Source organism: Nocardioides sp. WJ219, from assembly GCF_058559815.1.
Map to the genome: position 1 here is coordinate 594,069 of NZ_JBZUJV010000003.1, position 15,144 is coordinate 609,212.

At 75.5% G+C, this 15,144-nt stretch carries 17 protein-coding genes; 7 read left to right on the forward strand and 10 right to left on the reverse strand.

Going from position 1 to position 15,144, the window contains the following annotated elements; all coding sequences use genetic code 11:
• The first annotated feature begins 130 nt into the window (after nucleotides 1–130).
• Genes ggt through AC4MBH_RS10720 form a run of 4 tightly spaced genes read left to right on the forward strand, consistent with a single transcriptional unit; the run spans nucleotide 131 to nucleotide 4,308 of the window.
• A complete protein-coding gene (gene ggt, locus AC4MBH_RS10705) occupies nucleotides 131–2,017 on the forward strand; it encodes a gamma-glutamyltransferase (RefSeq protein WP_491794843.1) in 1,887 nt (628 codons plus the stop codon).
• 24 nt (nucleotides 2,018–2,041) lie between these two features.
• Nucleotides 2,042–2,698 carry an MSMEG_1061 family FMN-dependent PPOX-type flavoprotein gene (locus AC4MBH_RS10710; RefSeq protein WP_491794844.1) on the forward strand — a complete coding sequence of 219 codons (657 nt, stop codon included), beginning with the start codon at nucleotides 2,042–2,044 and terminating at the stop codon, nucleotides 2,696–2,698.
• On the forward strand, nucleotides 2,695–3,477 hold the full coding sequence (dapF, locus tag AC4MBH_RS10715) for a diaminopimelate epimerase (protein WP_491794845.1): 783 nt from the start codon (nucleotides 2,695–2,697) through the stop codon (nucleotides 3,475–3,477). The genes AC4MBH_RS10710 and dapF overlap by 4 nt, the downstream gene beginning before the upstream one ends.
• A 54-nt stretch (nucleotides 3,478–3,531) precedes the next feature.
• A complete protein-coding gene (locus AC4MBH_RS10720; protein ID WP_491794846.1) occupies nucleotides 3,532–4,308 on the forward strand; it encodes an SDR family NAD(P)-dependent oxidoreductase in 777 nt (258 codons plus the stop codon).
• A gap of 96 nt (nucleotides 4,309–4,404) precedes the next feature.
• On the opposite strand, the gene AC4MBH_RS10725 is transcribed toward AC4MBH_RS10720, so the two are convergent.
• The 3 genes from AC4MBH_RS10725 to AC4MBH_RS10735 all read right to left on the reverse strand — a co-directional run bounded on the left by AC4MBH_RS10725 (nucleotide 4,405) and on the right by AC4MBH_RS10735 (nucleotide 6,155).
• Nucleotides 4,405–5,046 (reverse strand): VWA domain-containing protein, encoded by a 642-nt coding sequence (locus tag AC4MBH_RS10725; RefSeq protein ID WP_491794847.1) that lies wholly within the window; start codon nucleotides 5,044–5,046, stop codon nucleotides 4,405–4,407.
• A complete protein-coding gene (locus AC4MBH_RS10730; protein ID WP_491794848.1) occupies nucleotides 5,043–5,441 on the reverse strand; it encodes a hypothetical protein in 399 nt (132 codons plus the stop codon). Before AC4MBH_RS10730 ends, AC4MBH_RS10725 begins: the two co-directional genes overlap by 4 nt.
• Nucleotides 5,442–5,579: 138 nt before the next feature.
• Nucleotides 5,580–6,155 carry a nucleoside/nucleotide kinase family protein gene (locus tag AC4MBH_RS10735; RefSeq protein WP_491794849.1) on the reverse strand — a complete coding sequence of 192 codons (576 nt, stop codon included), beginning with the start codon at nucleotides 6,153–6,155 and terminating at the stop codon, nucleotides 5,580–5,582.
• Nucleotides 6,156–6,240: 85 nt separating this feature from the next.
• On the opposite strand from AC4MBH_RS10735, the gene hflX reads away from it, so the two are divergent.
• A complete protein-coding gene (gene hflX / locus AC4MBH_RS10740) occupies nucleotides 6,241–7,734 on the forward strand; it encodes a GTPase HflX (protein WP_491794850.1) in 1,494 nt (497 codons plus the stop codon).
• Between the two features lie 739 nt (nucleotides 7,735–8,473).
• On the opposite strand, the gene AC4MBH_RS10745 is transcribed toward hflX, so the two are convergent.
• From AC4MBH_RS10745 to AC4MBH_RS10765, 5 genes are read right to left on the reverse strand one after another with little or no spacing between them, the layout of a single operon-like run.
• Nucleotides 8,474–8,668 carry a ferredoxin gene (locus AC4MBH_RS10745; protein ID WP_491794851.1) on the reverse strand — a complete coding sequence of 65 codons (195 nt, stop codon included), beginning with the start codon at nucleotides 8,666–8,668 and terminating at the stop codon, nucleotides 8,474–8,476.
• Nucleotides 8,665–9,921 (reverse strand): NADH-ubiquinone oxidoreductase-F iron-sulfur binding region domain-containing protein, encoded by a 1,257-nt coding sequence (locus tag AC4MBH_RS10750; protein WP_491794852.1) that lies wholly within the window; start codon nucleotides 9,919–9,921, stop codon nucleotides 8,665–8,667. The genes AC4MBH_RS10745 and AC4MBH_RS10750 overlap by 4 nt, the downstream gene beginning before the upstream one ends.
• Nucleotides 9,918–10,496, reverse strand: a complete 579-nt coding sequence (locus AC4MBH_RS10755) for a DUF8596 domain-containing protein (RefSeq protein WP_491794853.1) — start codon at nucleotides 10,494–10,496, stop codon at nucleotides 9,918–9,920. Before AC4MBH_RS10755 ends, AC4MBH_RS10750 begins: the two co-directional genes overlap by 4 nt.
• Entirely contained in the window at nucleotides 10,493–11,377 is an 885-nt protein-coding gene (locus AC4MBH_RS10760; protein ID WP_491794854.1) for an FAD:protein FMN transferase, read from the reverse strand. The genes AC4MBH_RS10755 and AC4MBH_RS10760 overlap by 4 nt, the downstream gene beginning before the upstream one ends.
• A 1-nt stretch (nucleotide 11,378) precedes the next feature.
• Nucleotides 11,379–11,792, reverse strand: coding sequence for a hypothetical protein (locus tag AC4MBH_RS10765; protein WP_491794855.1), 414 nt, complete (start codon nucleotides 11,790–11,792; stop codon nucleotides 11,379–11,381).
• Nucleotides 11,793–11,922: 130 nt separating this feature from the next.
• Between AC4MBH_RS10765 and AC4MBH_RS10770 the strand changes: the two genes are divergently transcribed.
• Nucleotides 11,923–12,399: a hypothetical protein gene (locus AC4MBH_RS10770; RefSeq protein ID WP_491794856.1), complete on the forward strand. Its 477-nt coding sequence runs from the start codon at nucleotides 11,923–11,925 to the stop codon at nucleotides 12,397–12,399.
• 4 nt (nucleotides 12,400–12,403) lie between these two features.
• Here the strand turns inward: AC4MBH_RS10770 and AC4MBH_RS10775 are convergent, their stop codons facing one another.
• Nucleotides 12,404–13,660: a HAMP domain-containing sensor histidine kinase gene (locus AC4MBH_RS10775; RefSeq protein WP_491794857.1), complete on the reverse strand. Its 1,257-nt coding sequence runs from the start codon at nucleotides 13,658–13,660 to the stop codon at nucleotides 12,404–12,406.
• Nucleotide 13,661: 1 nt separating this feature from the next.
• Nucleotides 13,662–14,363 (reverse strand): response regulator transcription factor, encoded by a 702-nt coding sequence (locus tag AC4MBH_RS10780; protein ID WP_491794858.1) that lies wholly within the window; start codon nucleotides 14,361–14,363, stop codon nucleotides 13,662–13,664.
• A gap of 47 nt (nucleotides 14,364–14,410) precedes the next feature.
• Between AC4MBH_RS10780 and AC4MBH_RS10785 the strand changes: the two genes are divergently transcribed.
• Nucleotides 14,411–14,878 (forward strand): hypothetical protein, encoded by a 468-nt coding sequence (locus AC4MBH_RS10785; RefSeq protein ID WP_491794859.1) that lies wholly within the window; start codon nucleotides 14,411–14,413, stop codon nucleotides 14,876–14,878.
• Nucleotides 14,879–15,144: the final 266 nt, after the last annotated feature.

Here is a 15,144-nt window from a genome sequence, read left to right on the forward strand (position 1 = left end):
CGTTGGTCCAGGGGTCACCCGGTCGTCATGTCCCGGCACCCTCCCCGCTGCCCGTCCGTCACTCGCGCGTGCTCGCGGCTGTCGGTCCCTCGTGGCAGGCTGCACGGAGCGTCCGATCTCGGGAGGATCCATGCGTCGTCGCCCCACCGTCCTGTCCACCCTCGTCCTGGCCCCGGTCGTGGCCCTGACCGCCGCCGGCACGACCGCCGTCGACGCGGCCGGCCCCGGCGGGTCGCCCGGGTCGCCCGGGTCGCCGCCGGCAGCGGCGTCCGCTGCCGTGAGCGCCGAGCGCGTCCCGCCGCCGGCCAAGCGCGCGGTCGCGGTCGGCCGCGGTGGCGGGGTCACCTCGGTCGACGCCGACGCGTCGCGCATCGGCCTGCAGGTCCTGCGCCGCGGCGGCAACGCCGTCGACGCGGCCGTCGCCACCGCGGCCGCGCTCGGCGTCACCGAGCCCTACAGCGCCGGCGTCGGCGGGGGCGGCTACTTCGTCCTCTACCAGGCCCGCACCGGACGCGTCCGCACCGTCGACGGTCGCGAGACCGCGCCCCGGGCGATCCCGCGCGACGCGTTCCTCGACCCGGCCACCGGCGAGCCCTACCCCTTCACCCCCGACCTCGTCACGAGCGGCGTGTCGGTCGGGGTGCCCGGCACGCCCGCCACCTGGCGCGCCGCGCTGCGCCGCTGGGGCACCCGCTCGCTGGCGCAGGTGCTCGAGCCCAGCGCGCGCCTGGCCGAGCGCGGCTTCGTCGTCGACAAGACGTTCCGCTCCCAGACCGACGACAACCGCGAGCGGTTCGCGGCGTTCACCAGCACCAAGCGGCTGTTCCTGCGTGGCGGCCTGCCGCGCGTCGGCACCCGCTTCCGCAACCCCGACCTCGCCCGCACCTACCGCGCCCTCGGCCGCAACCCACGGCTGTTCGCCGAGGGCGCGCTCCCGCGCCAGATCTCCGCGACCGTCCGCCGCCCACCCACCGTGCGCGGCACCGACCTGCCGGTGCCGCGCGGCTACCTCCGCCCCGACGACTTCCGCCGCTACCGGGTCTCGGTGCAGGCCCCCACCCGCACCCGCTACCGGGGCCTCGAGGTGGTCGGCATGCGCCCGTCGTCCAGCGGGGGCACGACCGTGGGTGAGGCGCTCAACATCCTCGAGCGCCGCGACCTGCGCTCGATGTCCGCCGGCAACTTCCTCCACCACTACCTCGAGGCCAGTGCCCTGGCCTTCGCCGACCGGGGTGCCTACGTCGGCGACGCCCGCTACGTCGACGTGCCGGTCCGCGAGCTGCTCGACCAGCGGTTCGCCGACGAGCGCGGCTGCGGCATCGACCCCGAGACCGCCGCCACCAAGCCGCTGCCGGCCGGCGACGTCGACGACTACGACGGCGTCTGCGGGGGCTCGACCCGCCCGACGTCGCCGGAGGACCACGAGAACGTCTCGACGACCCACCTCACGACCGCCGACCGCTGGGGCAACGTGGTCTCCTACACGCTGACCATCGAGCAGACCGGCGGGTCCGGCATCGTGGTGCCCCGCCGCGGTTTCCTGCTCAACAACGAGCTGACCGACTTCAGCCTCGTCCACGACGCCGACGACCCCAACCGGCTGCAGCCCGGCAAGCGTCCGCGCAGCTCGATGTCTCCGACGATCGTGCTGCGCGACGGCAAGCCGTTCCTCGCGGTCGGCTCGCCCGGCGGGTCCACCATCATCACCACGGTGCTCCAGGTGCTCCTGCAGCGGCTCGACCGCGGGCTGCCGCTCGCCCGCGCCGTCGCTGCGCCGCGGGCCGCCCAGCGCAACACCCCCACCGTCACCTCCGAGCCGGCGTTCCTCGAGCGCTACGAGGCGGTGCTCGAGGCCTACGGCCACGACCTCGTGCCCGCCGGCGACGCGTTCACCAGCGCGGCCGAGATCGGCGCGGTCACGGCGATCGAGATCTCGCCGGGCGGCAGGCTCACCGTGGTCGCCGAGCCGACGCGTCGCGGGGGAGGGTCGGCGCGGGTGGTCAGGCCCACCGGCTGAGGCCGGTCGGCGTACCGTGGACGGGTGACCGAGACCCTCGCCACCGACCGCTCCGCCTGGACCGAGGTCGCCGACGCCGCCGCGCTCGTCGCGCTGCTCGGTGAGCCGAACCAGCGTGCCCGGGACAAGGGCCGTCCCGCGCTGCTCGAGGTCGACCGGCAGTGGCTGGCCGCCTCGCCGTTCTGCGTGATGGCGACGGCCGGTGCCGACGGCAGCTGCGACGCCTCGCCGAAGGGCGACCCGGCCGGCACGCTGGTGCACGTCCTCGACGACACGACGATCGCGATCGCCGAGCGGCCGGGCAACCGTCGCGCCGACGGCTACCGCAACATCCTGGCCAACCCGCACGTCGGGCTGACGTTCGTGATCCCGGGCCGGGGCGACACCCTGCGCGTCAACGGCCGGGCACGGCTGGTCAGCGACGCGCCGTTCTTCGACGAGATGGTGGTCAAGGGCCACCGGCCGGTGCTGGCAGCGGTGGTCGACATCGACGACGTGTTCTTCCACTGCGCCAAGGCGTTCCTGCGCTCGGGGCTCTGGGAGCCCGAGACCTGGGACCCCACCGGCGTCGTCCCGCGCCGCGCCGTCATCGCCGCGGCGGTCGAGCCCACCGGGCAGACGGTCGAGCAGCTCGACGACTACTACCGGCCCGAGAACTACGCGAGGGGGCTCTACGGATGAGCTACCCGTTCCTCAAGGGCCACGGCACCCGCAACGACTTCGTGCTGCTCCCCGACCTCGACGGCACGGTCCACGGAGACCTCGCCGCCGAGCGGGTGCGCGCGCTGTGCGACCGCCGCGGCGGCATCGGTGCCGACGGCGTGCTCCGGGTCGTCCGCGACCAGGGCCGCTGGTTCATGGACTACCGCAACGCCGACGGGTCGGTCGCCGAGATGTGCGGCAACGGCATCCGGGTCTTCGCCCGCTACCTCGCCGAGGAGGGGCTCGTCGACGACCACTCGCCGCTCGAGGTCGACACCCGCGACGGCGTCAAGACGATCACCTTCGACGGCGACCAGGTCACCGTCGACATGGGCGTCCCGCGGGTGCTGGGCGAGAGCAAGGTCGCGGTCGGCGACCGGACCTGGGTCGCGACCCACGTCGACGTCGGCAACCCGCACGCGGTGGCGTTCGTCGACGACCTCGCCGAGGCCGGCAGCCTGCTGGAGGCGCCGGCGTACGACGCGGGGGTCTACCCCGACGGCGTCAACGTCGAGTTCGTCGTACGCCGCGGCGACGCGCACCTCGCGATGCGGGTGCACGAGCGCGGGTCGGGCGAGACGCAGGCGTGCGGCACCGGCGCCTGCGCCGTGGCGGTCGCTGCGATGCCGGCGGCCGGGGAGGCGTCGTACCGGGTCGACCAGCCGGGCGGCACCGTCACCATCTCCCGCACGAGCGAGGGCCGGGTGCTGATGAGCGGGCCGGCCGTCATCGTGGCGCGGGGCACCACCGACCTCTGAGGCGGGCCCACCGGTCGTGACAGCGACGGTGTCACGGTGATTATGCTCCGGGTCATGGACCTCACCGGATCTTCTGCCCTCGTCACCGGCGGCGCCTCGGGCATCGGCGCCGCGAGCGCCCGCCGCCTCGCCGCCCTCGGCTGCACCGTCGTGGTCGCCGACCTCCAGGCCGACAAGGGCGAGGCCCTGGCCGAGGAGATCGGCGGCGTCTTCGCCCGGGTCGACGTCACCAAGACCGAGCAGATCACCGGCGCGGTCACCGCCGCCGCCGACATCGCACCGCTGCGCGCGGTGGTCAGCTCCGCCGGCATCGGCTGGGCCCAGCGCACGATCGGCCGCGACGGCCAGATCGAGTCGGCCCACGACCTGGAGGCCTTCACCCGGGTCATCCACATCAACCTGATCGGCACCTTCGACGTCGTCCGCCAGGCGGCCACCGTGATGAGCCGCAACGAGCCCGACGTCGACGGCTGCCGCGGCGCGATCGTCAACCTCGCCTCGGTCGCGGCCTTCGACGGCCAGATCGGCCAGGCGTCGTACTCCGCCTCGAAGGGCGGTGTCGTCGGGATGACCCTCCCGGTGGCGCGCGACCTGTCGGCGTCCGGCATCCGGCTCAACACCGTCGCCCCGGGCCTCATCGACACCCCGATCTACGGCGAGGGCGAGGCGGCTGAGGAGTTCAAGGCCAACCTCGGCAAGAACGTGCTCTTCCCCAAGCGCCTCGGCACCGGCGACGAGCTGGCCTCCATGGTCGTCGAGTGCCTCACCAACTCCTACATGAACGGCGAGACCGTCCGCCTCGACGGCGGCATCCGGATGCCCCCCAAGTGACCCCCCGACGCTGACCCGTCGCATCGTTGCGACGGGTCAGCGCCAGATCAACGGTGACCCGTCGCATTGATGCGACGGGTCACCGTCATTCGGGGGTCAGTCGGCGAGGTCGGCGCGCTCCTCGGCGGTGTACGCCGGCATCGGCGCGGCGGCGTCGGACATCCGGGCAGCGCGCATCTGGCGGATCTTCTCGCTCTTCTTCGACATCGCCTCGCGGCTCTTGCCGCGGCCGTAGGTCATCGACTGGGCGGCCGGGACGCCGAGGGCGGTGCCGACCTCGACGGCGTCCTGGTCGGCGCCCATGTACATGAACTGCCAGCCCCACTGCTGGGTCTGCTGCTCGACGAGGGCCTTGACGGCGGGGCCGGTCCACTCCTTGCTGGCGTTCTCGAGCCCGTCGGTCATGATCGCGACGATCACGGTGCCGGGGCGTCGCTCCTCCGGCAGCGCGGCCAGCTCGGCGCCGGCGTCGGTGACGAGCCGGCCGATCGCGTCGTGCAGCGCGGTCCGGCTGCGCGGCTGGAGCACCAGCGGCGGGACGTCGGCGACGTCGCGGCCGGCGTAGACCACGTCGTACTGGTCGTCGAACTGCGCCAGCGTGACCCGGCACGAGCCGGGGGTGCCGCGCTGCTCGTCGACGAACGCCGCGAAGCCGCCCTCGATGTCGGACTTGATGGACTGCATCGACCCGCTGCGGTCGAGCAGGAAGTAGAGGTGGGTGAGGGTCTGGTCGGTCATGTGCTGCTGCCTCTCGTCGGGCGGCGCGCCTTGAAGCGCATCGGTGCGGGTGTGGTCGGCCTGGGTGCCGGGGGAGGGGCGCCGGTCTCGGCGTCGTAGCGGGCGCGCTCGACGCCGGCCGCGGTGACCCGGCCGTCGTCGTTGGCGTAGGCGCCCAGGGTGGAGGTGCGGGCGAGCCGGGGGCCGACGGCGTTCTCCGAGAGCCCGGCCTTCTGCCCGGCGGCACGGATCGACGCCCGCTGGTGGACCACGGCCTCGGCCAGCGACTCGTCGATCAGCCCGGCGAGCCGCTCTGCGGCCTCCCGCAGGTGCGGGAGTGCCTCGTCGGGCTCGAGACCGGCGGCGGTGTCGAGGGCCTGCCGGACGTCGGCGTAGGCACGGGGGTCGGGACTCATGACGGGAACTATGCCGCACAAACTGCGGATACGCAAGTGATGCGGATCCGCGGTTGCTGCGTATGGGCTGCTGGGATCGGGATGGTCCCGGACCTCCTGGCCCCTCAAGACGCGTCTCAGGGGCCATTCGGTCCGGGACTATCCCGCCGGCAGGTCCGTCAGGTCGATGACGAGGTCGGCCCGGGCCGCCGCGGCCTCGACGAGGCGGGCGTGGGGGTCGTCGACGCGGGCGACCCAGGCCCGGGCCTCGTCGAGGGTCTTGCCGAACTCGACGTGGCGGGCGAGGAGGCGCTCGCGGCGCAGGTCGTCGTCGGTGCGCAGGTGCCAGACGACGTCGAGCTGCTCCCGTACGGCGTGCCAGCGCGGCTCGTCGAGCAGCAGGTAGTTGCCCTCGGTGACGATGGTCCCGGTGGCCGGCACGGGCAGTGCGCCCGCCAGCGGCTGCTCCAGCACCCGGTCGAACGCCGGTGCCACCACGTCGGCCTCGCGCGCGGCCACCCGGCGGAGGAGGGCGGCGTACCCCTCGGCGTCGAAGGTCTCCGGTGCGCCCTTGCGGTCGAGCAGGCCGCGCCGGACCAGCTCGACGTCGGCGTAGTGGAAGCCGTCCATCGGCACCACCGGCAGGCCCAGCGCCGCGGCGTACGTCGTCTTGCCGACGCCGGGCGCGCCGGTGAGGCCCAGGAGCCGGACGGCGGGGGGTGTCGGCGGCGTCATGTAGGAAGCATGGATGAGCTCGACCAGCCGTGCGCGGATGAAAGCCGCTCGTCAGAGTGTTGCCCCGGAACTAACCTGGAGGCATATGACTCACCAAGCGCACGACTTCACCCTCGACGCCGAGCTCGAGGAGACCGACGACTGGGCCGAGGACGACGACTTCGTCTCGGGCTACGACGGCGAGCCCGACCCCGAGGTCGTCGACCCGACGACCGGCGCGATGGACCTGGCCGAGCGCCACCAGCTCCGCCGGGTCGCCGGGCTGCGCACCGAGCTCGAGGACATCACCGAGGTCGAGTACCGCCAGCTCCGGCTCGAGCGCGTCGTGCTCGTCGGGGTCTGGACCGACGGCAGCGTGCAGGACGCCGAGAACTCGATGGCCGAGCTCGCGCTGCTCGCCGAGACGGCCGGCTCGGAGGTGCTCGAGGCGATCTACCAGCGCCGGCAGACGCCCGACCCCGCGACGTACATCGGTCGCGGCAAGGTGGAGGGCCTCGCCGAGATCGTGCAGGCCACCGGTGCCGACACCGTGATCTGCGACGGCGACCTCGCGCCGAGCCAGCTGCGCAACCTCGAGGACCGCACCGGGGTCAAGGTCGTCGACCGCACCGCGCTGATCCTCGACATCTTCGCCCAGCACGCCAAGTCGCGCGAGGGCCAGGCACAGGTCGAGCTGGCGCAGCTGCAGTACATGAAGCAGCGGCTCCGCGGCTGGGGTGGCAACCTGTCGCGCCAGGCCGGTGGCCGCGTCGGCGCCGACGGCGGCGGCATCGGTGGTCGTGGTCCCGGTGAGACCAAGATCGAGACCGACCGGCGTCGGATCAACGACAAGATCGCCAAGCTGCGCCGCGAGCTCAAGCACATGAAGGGCACCCGCGACACCAAGCGGGCCGACCGCAGGCGCCACCAGATCCCCTCGGTCGCCATCGCCGGCTACACCAACGCCGGCAAGTCCTCGCTGCTCAACCGGCTCACCGACGCCGGCGTGCTGGTGGAGGACTCGCTGTTCGCGACCCTCGACCCGACGACGCGCCGCACCACGACGTCCGACGGCCGGGTCTACACGATGAGCGACACGGTCGGCTTCGTCCGGCACCTGCCGCACCAGCTGATCGAGGCGTTCCGCTCGACGCTGGAGGAGGTCGCCGACGCCGACCTGATCCTGCACGTCGTCGACGGCTCGCACCCCGACCCGGAGGGCCAGATCTCGGCCGTGCGCGCGGTGCTCGCCGACGTCGACGCCGCCGAGGTGCCCGAGCTGATCGTGATCAACAAGGCCGACGCCGCCGACCCGATGGTGATCGCCCGGCTGCGCCAGCACGAGCAGCGCTCGGTCGTGGTCAGCGCCAAGACCGGCGAGGGCATCGCCGAGGCGCTCGCGACCGTCGAGCGCGAGCTGCCGCGTCCCGGCGTGGAGTTCAGCGCGCTGCTGCCCTACGAGCGCGGCGACCTGGTCAACAAGCTGCACCAGCACGGCGAGATCGACTCGATGGAGCACACGGGCGACGGCACGCTCGTGCGGGGGCGGGCCAACGCCGACCTCGCCGGCGAGCTCGAGGCCTACGCCGTGGTCGGCTGACCCGTCCGGCGGTGCGTCGGTCTGCTCGGGCCCGCCACCGCTCCGCGCGTCGCCACCGCCCCGCCGTCGCCGCGGCGGGGCTGCTGCTCGCCGCGGCGCTGCCCGCCTTCACCCTCGGGGCCGGCGACGGGGGCGACCGCGCCGGCGACCCCGGCCTGGTCTCGGGCTGCACGCGTGCCCACGTGGTCGCCGCGGCCCGGCGCGCCCACGACACGGGCCGCGGGCCCGACGTCGTGGTGATCGGCGACTCCTACGCCGTGGGCGCCGGCGCCGACCCGCGCCACGCGTGGCCCCGGCGCCTGCCGGGACGGGTGCACGTCGAGGGCTTCTCGGGTTCGGGGTTCAGCGCCGGGGCGAGCCCCTGCGGGGCCGTCTCGTACGCCGACCGCGCGGCGCGGGCGGTGGCCGGCCAACCCGGCGCGCTCGTGGTGGTGCAGGGCGGGCTCAACGACCACCAGCAGGACGACGGCGCGATCGCCCTCGGGCTCGCGCGGCTGCTGGACGTGCTCGCCGGACACCCGGTGCTCGTCGTCGGCCCGCCCCCCGCACCCGACCGCGTCGAGGAGGTGCCGCGGGTCGACGCCGTCCTCGCGCGGGTCTCGGCCGAGCTCGGCGCGACGTACCTCTCGATGGTCGACGCCGACCTCGACTACGCACCCGGCGGCCTGCACCCCTCGCGGCGCGGGCACCGCCAGCTCGGCGACGACGTCGCGGCCGAGGTGGCCCGGATGCTCCCCGCTCAGCCCTCCAGCCGCAGCGCCAGCCGCGGGCAGGCCCGCACGGCCTCGGCCGCGTCCGACCGCAGCGCGTCGGGCACCTCGCCGCGGACCAGCGGGTAGCCCCACTCGTCGAGGTCGACCACCTCGGGCAGCAGCTCGTGGCACAGGCCGCGGGCCCGGCAGTGCGGCCAGTCGACGCGCAGCCGGGTGCTCATGCCGCCACCACCGGACGGCGCAGGCACGCGCCGGCCGCGTGCGCCCGCACCTCGCCACCGAGCGTGCTGAGCAGCGACCGCACCAGCCGGATCGTGCCGTCGGGGTGGGCGCAGGCACCCCGACGCTCGACCAGGTGGGTCAGCGCAGCCACCCGCGCGGCGGTCCCACCACCGTCGAGCACGTGGTGCAGGGCCGACGCCAGCGCCGGCAGCCCGTTGAAGCACGGCCCGCACCGGCGGGCGCTCTGCCCGGCCAGGTGGTCGACGATCCGCACGGTGAGGGCCAGGGGGCACGCGTCCCGACCGGGTACGACGAGCACCCCGGCGCCCAGCGGCACCCCGACCGCCCGCAGCCGCGAGGCCGAGACGCGCGCGCTGGCGAGCGTCGGCCAGGTCGCCCACGCGCCGTGGAACCCGCCGACCAGCGTCGGCGCGCCGACCGCGGCGGCCGGCAGCACGTCGCGCAGCCGGGATCCGTGCTCGACCTCGACCACCTCCGGCGGCCGGCCGGGACGGGTGAGCTCGTTGACGGTGAGCAGCGTCGTCCCGGGCTCGTCGGCGGTCCCCAGCCGGCGGTAGGCGACGGCCCCGCGGAGCGCGAGCAGCCCCACGTGGGCCCAGGTCTCGGCGTTGGACAGCAGCGTCGGCCGGCCGTCGAGCCCGTCGAGGGCCTCCGGCTTCCACGCCGTGACGGGCAGGCCGGGTCGGCCGCCGATCAGCTCGAGCACGGCGCGGGCCTGCCCGGCCACGAACCGCGGCTCCGCCACGTGCGTGGTGATCCGGAGCCGGTCGGGACGCTCGCGCACGGCCTCGCTCATCGCGGCCGCCACCTGGGCGCGCTCGCCGGGCAGGACGACGTGCACCTCGCGGGTGCCGAGCGCCCGGGCCGCCGCGGCGGCACCGTCGAGCACGAGGTGCGGGCGGTGCTGGGCCAGGGCGCCGTCCTTGGCGGAGGCCGGCTCGCCCTCGCTGAGGTTGACGACCACGACCGGTCGCCGACCCGGCCCGACCCGGCGTGAGCGCGAGCGGACGGCGTCCAGCTTGGTCGCGAACGGGAACCCGGCGCCGCCGCGTCCGCGCACCCGCGCGTGCTCGGTCAGGGCGTGCAGGGCGGCGCCGTCGAGCGGCGGCAGGTCGCCGTACCGGTCGCGGTGCGCGGCGAGCGACGGGCCGTCGTCGAGCCAGGCAAGCAGGGCCGGCCCCGGGCGCACGGTGACGGTGGTCGGGTAGGGGACCGGCGACGGGGAGCTCACGACCCGCTCCGGATCAGCGCCGACGCCGGCTCGACGTCGTCCTCGGCGCTGCGGGTCAGCCGCACGATCGCGGCGGCGACGACCGCGAGCACGCACACGCCGGTGGTCCAGGTGGCCCAGGTCTCGCCGGCCCGGACGTCGGTGCCGATCCCGATGCCGTGGACGACGCCGAGCAGCCAGCACAGCCAGGCGCCCTGGTGGACGACCCGCCAGGTGCGGTGCGGGAGCCGGGTGCGCAGCAGGCTGGTCGCCACCATCACGAGCAGGACGTCGAGCGACAGCGCGCCCAGCCACAGCCACAGCGGCTCGTACGACGCCCCCACCGGCACGAACGCGTGCCACCAGCGGATGTCGACGAACGTGTCGACCACCGCCGTCACCACGTGCACGACGAGCGCGACCACGGCCAGCAGTGCGAGGTTGCGGTGCAGGTGCTGGGTGACGAACCTCGGCAGCCGCCCGGCCGGCCGGCCACCGACCGACAGCACCCCGAGCACGACGGTCGCGGTGAGCAGCACCAGCAGCGTCAGGCCGGTGGCGCGGTTCAGGTACCAGAGCAGCGGTCCCTCGGTCATGCTGCGCTTCTCTCGGCGGGCCAGCCGCCGGTGACGTGGACGTGGCCGGTGCGGTCGACCAGCCGGGCGGGCGCTGGCAGCAGGGCGGGGTCGACCAGCACCGCGGTCGACGCGGTGTTGGCGGCGACGCAGGTGGCGGCCGCGACGGTCGCGGTGCGCCAGCGGCCCTCGGCCGGCAACCCGGTCCGCGGGTCGAGCAGGTGGTGCCGCACGACGCCGCCGGAGGTCCAGCGGCGCACCCGCGTCGTCGACGTGGCCAGGCCCCCGCTCGCCACCAGCACGGTGGTCGCCGGACCGCCGGGGTGCTCGGAGACGGCGACCGGCCACGGGTCGCCGTCGGGTGCGGCGACCCGCAGGTCGCCGCCGACGCTCACCAGCGCCGAGCCGCCCAGCCGGTCCTCGTACGCCGTCGCCACCAGGTCGGCGGCGAAGGCCTTGCCGGTGGCGCCGAGGTCGAGGGCCGTGCCGTCGGGCACCCGCACGGCACCGTCAGAGATGCGCAGGTCACGCCAGGCGCCCGGCCGGGACGGCACGGGATCAGCGGCGGGCCCGGGTGCGCGCACGACCTCGCCCAGGTCGCGGTCGTAGCCGAGCGCGACCAGTGCGCGGCCGAGCAGGGGGTCGACCAGGCCATCGGTGGCCCGGGCCGCGCCGAGGGCGACGTCGACGGCCGCGACCAGCACGGGGTCGACCTCGACCCACGTGCCGGGGTGCCGGTTGGCGCGGCTGAGGTCGGAGTCGGGCCGGAACCGGCTGCAGGTCTCGTCGACGTCGGTGAGCACCTCGCGGGCGACCCGCTCCGCGCGCTCGAGGTCGGCGGGGCGGCGTACGGCCACGAAGACGGTGGTGCCGAGCGCGGCGAACGTCGTGTGGGTGCGCACGTCAGGATCCCGACGACGGGGCCGGCGGCGGAGCGGGCGCCGGGGCCGGCTCGGGCGCGGGGGCAGGAGCGGGCGCCGGTGCGGGGGCTGGGCCGGGCGCCGGTGCCGGTGCCGGCTGCGTCGAGCCGCCGGCGGAGTCCTGGTCGACCACCCCGCCCTCGGCCGAGACGTAGCGCGTGGTGACCCGCACCCGCGTCGGGCGCTCGCGCAGCCGTGGCTGGCGGGGCTGCGGCCGAGCAGCGGGACGCTGCTGGGCGGCCGGCTGCTGGGCGGGCTCCGCCTCGGCCGCGGCGGGTTGCTGGGCCAGCCGGCCGGCGAGGAAGCCGGTCACGGTCAGGGAGGCGACGGTGGCCACCCCGGTGGTCGCCGCCACGGCGAGCCGGTGGCGGTCGCGGGTGCGGGCGTCGTAGGTCATGGCGGCAGCCTCGCCGCGCCCGTGCTGAGCGCGCCCCAACCCGACGTCAACTCCGGCCCCCGGTCGGGTTGAGGTGGAGTTGACGTCGCCGCGAGGCGCCCCTGACGTCGTCCGCGGCACCGTGGCCCGCATGAACATCGCCTCCACCGGAGTCCTCGTCTCCGCCCTCGCGATCGGCCTGGCCGGTGCGCTCGTCGGCTACGACGCCGGCCGCGGGGACGACGCCGCACCCGCGCCGGCCGCGGCGTCCGGCGCGACGCCCGCGGCCGACCCGGCTCCCCGGCACGCGGGGCCCCGCTTCGCGCCCTGTGACGTCCCGGCCGTGCTGGAGCGGGGCGTGTGCGTCACCGACCGCACGCGCACCGTCGTGCTCCCGGCTCCGGCCTCGGCCGCCGCGCCGGCCCCGGCCCCGGCACCCGCACCGGCGCCCGTCGCGCCGGTCCGGGAGGACCAGCCGGCGCGCGACGACGACACCCCCGAGCTCACCGAGGTGGCCGACGACGACCACGACGACGACCACGACGACGACCACGACGACACGCGCACCCGGTCCCGCGACACCCGGTCCCGCGACACCCGGACGAGCACCCGCACCCGTGGCGACTGACGGCTCATCCCAGCCGGGGCAGCCGGACGACGACCTCGGCCCCGCCGCCGGACGTCGTACCGGTGCTGAGCGCGCCGCCCACCGACCGCGCCGTGCGCCCCGCGAGGTCGAGGCCGAGACCGGTGGTGCCCACCCGGTCGGGGTCGCGCCGCTGCCCGAACCCCGGCCCGTCGTCGCCGACCCGGAGCACCACCTCGCTGCCGGCCTCGAGCGAGACCTCCAGCGCGGTGCCCTCGGGCGTGTGGGCGATGACGTTGTCGACCAGGACGTCGACCAGGTCGACGAGGTCGTCGTCGGCGAGCCCCACCCGGGCCGGTCCGGGCGCGACGTCCACCGTCAGGGGCCGATCCTGGTCGGCGGCCAGCGGCGCCCAGAAGTCCAGGCGGCGGCGTACGACGTCGGCGGCGTCGCCGACCGCGGCGAGGTCGGTGCGCACCGGCCGGCGCGCCTCGATGACGATCGCGTCGATGGTGCGCTGCAGCACCACGATGTGGTCCTGCAGCCGCCCGGCCTGCTCGGGGTCGGCGACGGCCTCGGCGTCCAGGCGCAGGGCGGTGACCGGCGTCCGCAACCGGTGGGAGAGGTCGGCGACGGCGGCGCGCTCGGTGGCCAGCAGCTCGGTGGTGCGCTCGGCCAGCGCGTTGAGGGCCTGGGCGAGCTCCTGGGTCTCGCCGGTGCCGGTGACCTCGGCGCGGGCGGCCAGGTCGCCGGCCCGCAGCCGGTGGGCGGTGTCGGCCACGTGCAGCAGCGGCTCGCTGACCCTCCGCCCCAGTCCGGCGGCGACGGCGAGTGCGGCGAGGAGCAGCACCGCGCCCAGCCCGATGATCCCGAGCCACGCCTCGGTGACGCCGTCGTGCAGCTCGTCGCCGGTGACCCGGGCGCGGACGACGGCCGTCCCGTCGGGGCCGGCCACCGGCAGCACCACGCGTCCGCCGTCGTCGTCGACCACCGAGAACGCCTCGCCCCCCGCCGCGCGCGCCACCTCTGCGTCGCCGGCCATCGCCGGGCCGGTGCCGAGCTCGGTGCCCGACGCCGTCAGCACCTGGGTCGCCGGGGCGCCCGGGTCGGTGGTCACGACGTCGGCCAGCTGGTCGGCCGGCAGTGACGCCACCAGCAGCGCGATGGTGCGCGCCTCCTGGTCGGCCTCGGCCATCGCGCGGTCCTCGGCGAGGGTGCGCACCAGCAGGCACAGCGGCACCACGAACGAGACGACGACCGCCGAGGTCGTCGCCACCACCAGCCACGAGATGCGCCGGCGCATGTCAGTGCGGGTCGGTGGGACCGTCGGGCGCCGCCAGCTTGACGCCGACCCCGCGCACGCTGTGCAGGTAGCGCGGCTCGGCCGCCGACTCGCCGAGCTTGCGCCGCAGCAGCGAGAGGTGGACGTCGACGGTGCGGTCGCTGCCGCCGTACGGCTGCTGCCAGACCTCGGTCAGCAGCTCGCGCTTGGTGACGACCTCGCCGGCGCGGACGGCGAGCAGGTGCAGCAGGTCGAACTCCTTGCGCGCCAGGTCGAGCGGCTCGCCGGCCAGGGTGGCCGTGCGCGAGCGCTCGTGGACGACGAGCTCGCCGACGGAGACGGGTGGGGTGCGGGTCGTGTCGCGCCCGGCGCGGCGCAGCACCGCCCGGATCCGGGCGTCGACCTGGTCGGTGCCGAACGGCTTGACGACGTAGTCGTCGGCGCCGCCGTCGAGCGCCCGGACCATGGTCGGGTCGTCGTCCTGGGCGGTGATCACGATGATCGGGACGTCGCTCGCGGCGCGCACCATCCCGATCAGGGTCAGGCCCGGCACGTCGGGCAGGCCCAGGTCGAGCAGCACGACCTCGGGGTGCTCGGAGAGCACCGCCTCCACCGCGGCGACGCCGGTGCCGACCGAGGTGACCGCGTGGCCGCGTTGCTGCAGCCCGCGGTGGAGACCGCGGCGGATCGCCTCGTCGTCCTCCACCACCAGGATCGCGGCCATGGCGGGAACCGTAACGCCTGCCCCGTCGCCCCACCTCGCCTGGCAGCATGAGGACGGTGACTCGCGTGCGGACCCCGCTGACCTGGGCGGTCGTCTGGGTCGTGGTCGTCGCCGTCGTCGCCAGCACCGTGTGGGTGGTGATCTCGCGCGCGGGCCAGGGTGTGTCGTCGTCGGAGACCCGCGTCGGGTCGGGTCCGGGCCCCTCGCCGTCGCGCACGATGACGCCGAGCACGTCGACGCCGACCAGTTCCGCCACCGCCCCGCCCACCGGTCCCGCTCCCGACGCCCGACCCGTCGTCCGCACCACCTCCGGCAGCCGCGGCACCCTCACCGTCGCCTGCACGGGACCGGCCGCCGAGCTGCGCGGGGCGATCCCGCGGTCGGGGTCGGCGTACGAGGTCGAGGACGGCGGGCCCGGCCGGGTGCGCGTCGACTTCGAGGACGACGACGGCCGCACGCGCATCGAGGCCTCCTGCGCCGACGGCAGCCCGACGTTCTCGGTCGACGACGACTGATCGGGGCCGGACGTGTCGTTCCCGCGCGATCGCGCGGCAATGGCAGATCTCGGGCCGGCGGATGTGTCGTTCCCGCGCGATCGCGCGGCAACGGCAGTTCTCGGACCGCCGGATGTGTCGTTCCCGCGCGATCGAACGGTAACGGCAGATCTCGGGCCGCCGGATGTGTCGTTCCCGCGCGATCGCGCGGCAACGGCAACCCCCGACACCAACCGGCCGCACCGGCGGTGAGCCTCCGTCCACAACCGACCGAGTCGTCCGCACGG